The following is a 1,665-nucleotide window of genomic DNA, read 5'->3' on the forward strand; positions in this document are numbered from 1 at the left end:
TCGCGGACGAGCGGGTGCGGGAGGCGCTGGCTGCCGGCCGACCGATCCTGGAGGCGGCGGAGGCATGGTACTCCGGCGCCCACCTGTTCGAGACGCTCCCCTGCGTCCTCCTGATCCTGGCGCGACACGGCGACGATCCGGAAGAGGCGATCGTCCGCGCCGTGAACGACACCAAGGACAATGATACCGTGGCCGCGATCGTCGGTGCAGCGGTCGGCGCCCTCCATGGCGAGCGCGCCCTTCCCGACCGCTGGCTGCGCGGGCTCCTCGGCCGCACCGGCGCCGACGATGACGGCCGGGTCTTCGCCCTGCTGGGCGCCGCGGTCGCGCGGTTCCTGGCGGACTGATCTCTTGCGCTCGTCCTCAGCCGGCAACCGACTGGCGGAAGAGGTCCCGGGCCAGCGCCTCGATCCGGTCGTGCCATGCGAGATGCTCCCGCCAGTCCGCGGGAAGCCCGCTCGCGCCGGTCATCGCTCCGGCCAACTGGCCGGCGATGGCCGCAGTCGTGTCGGCATCCTCGCCGAGGTTGGCGGCGAACCGGACCGCGTCACGGAAGTCATGACTGCGGGCGATGGACCACAGCGCCGCCTCGAGCGAATGCACGACGTAGCCGCTGGACCGTATCGCCTCGCGCCGGCGACCGCGCCACGAGCCGGCCAGCACCTCCGCGACCGGCTCGGCCCATGGACCCGGGCGTGTCGCAAGGACGGTTGCGGTTGGTTCGCCCGCGATCGCGTCGGCCAGGATCTCCGCATAGGCGACGCAGGCATCGACCGCCTGGGGTGCGCCATGGGTGGTCCGGCTCTGGCGCGCGGCGACCGCGCGCAGGCGGGGTCGGTCGTTCCAGTGCCGCACCGCCACCGGCGCCAGTCGCATCAGCGACCCGTTTCCGGCCGTGTCCTCCCGCGTCGACCCTGCGAAGGGGTCCCCGGTGCGCTGCCAGCGCGCCAGCGCCTGCCGCGTCGCGATGCCGATATCGAAGCAGGTTCCCGTGCAGGAATAGACCCCCTCCTCCCACCAGGACACGAAGCGGCGCATCAGGTCGTGCGCGTCGAGGTCCGGCGTCTCCCGCAGGCTCTCGGCCAGGGCCAGGGCCATCGCCGTATCGTCGGTCCACTGGCCGCGGGCGAGCCCGAACGGGCCGCCGCCGACGATCTCGGTAAGCGGCGGGAAGCTGTCGCGCGGCCGGAACTCGACCGTGGTGCCGAGCGCATCCCCGATCGCCAGCCCGAGCAGACAACCGACGGCCCGGTCCTCGATCGCGTCGGCGTCGCACGAAGGCGCAGCCGCAGCGGCTGCGGGAGCCCGCCGAACATGCGCCGCCTGAGCGGTGGTCTCAATCGCGCCCGGCCGGACCGCGCGGACGGCCGCGATCGCATGCTCGGCCGGCATCCCGCGCTCGACGGCCAGACGCGCCGCGACCGTGCCGGCCCGGCCGAGCCCACCCTTGCAGTGGACCAGCACGCGAAACCCCTGTGCGAGCACGGCGTGGATGCGCCGCGACGCCGCCGGCCAGCCGGCCTCGAACCTCGCATCGGGCGCCTCGGCGTCGACGATCGGCAGGTGCAGCCACCCCATGTGCCGCCGGCCGACCTCCGCCCCCAGGTCCGGCACGCCGAGCCGGCTCAACTCCTCCGCCTCGGTGAGAGTGACGACCAGGGCGGC

General features: G+C 73.9%; 2 protein-coding genes. One reads left to right on the forward strand and one right to left on the reverse strand.

Annotated elements, in window-relative coordinates:
* Positions 1-347: ADP-ribosylglycohydrolase family protein (locus ACE3Q3_RS24310; protein ID WP_374450440.1), on the forward strand; the 347-nt coding region annotated here is incomplete at its 5' end.
* Positions 348-363: 16 nt separating this feature from the next.
* Here ACE3Q3_RS24310 and ACE3Q3_RS24315 read toward each other — a convergent pair.
* A partial coding sequence (locus ACE3Q3_RS24315; RefSeq protein WP_374450442.1) for an ADP-ribosylglycohydrolase family protein occupies positions 364-1,665 on the reverse strand: 1,302 nt, incomplete at its 5' end.

Origin of the sequence: Allostella sp., assembly GCF_041913585.1 — a bacterium.
Lineage (GTDB): Bacteria > Pseudomonadota > Alphaproteobacteria > ATCC43930 > Allostellaceae > Allostella.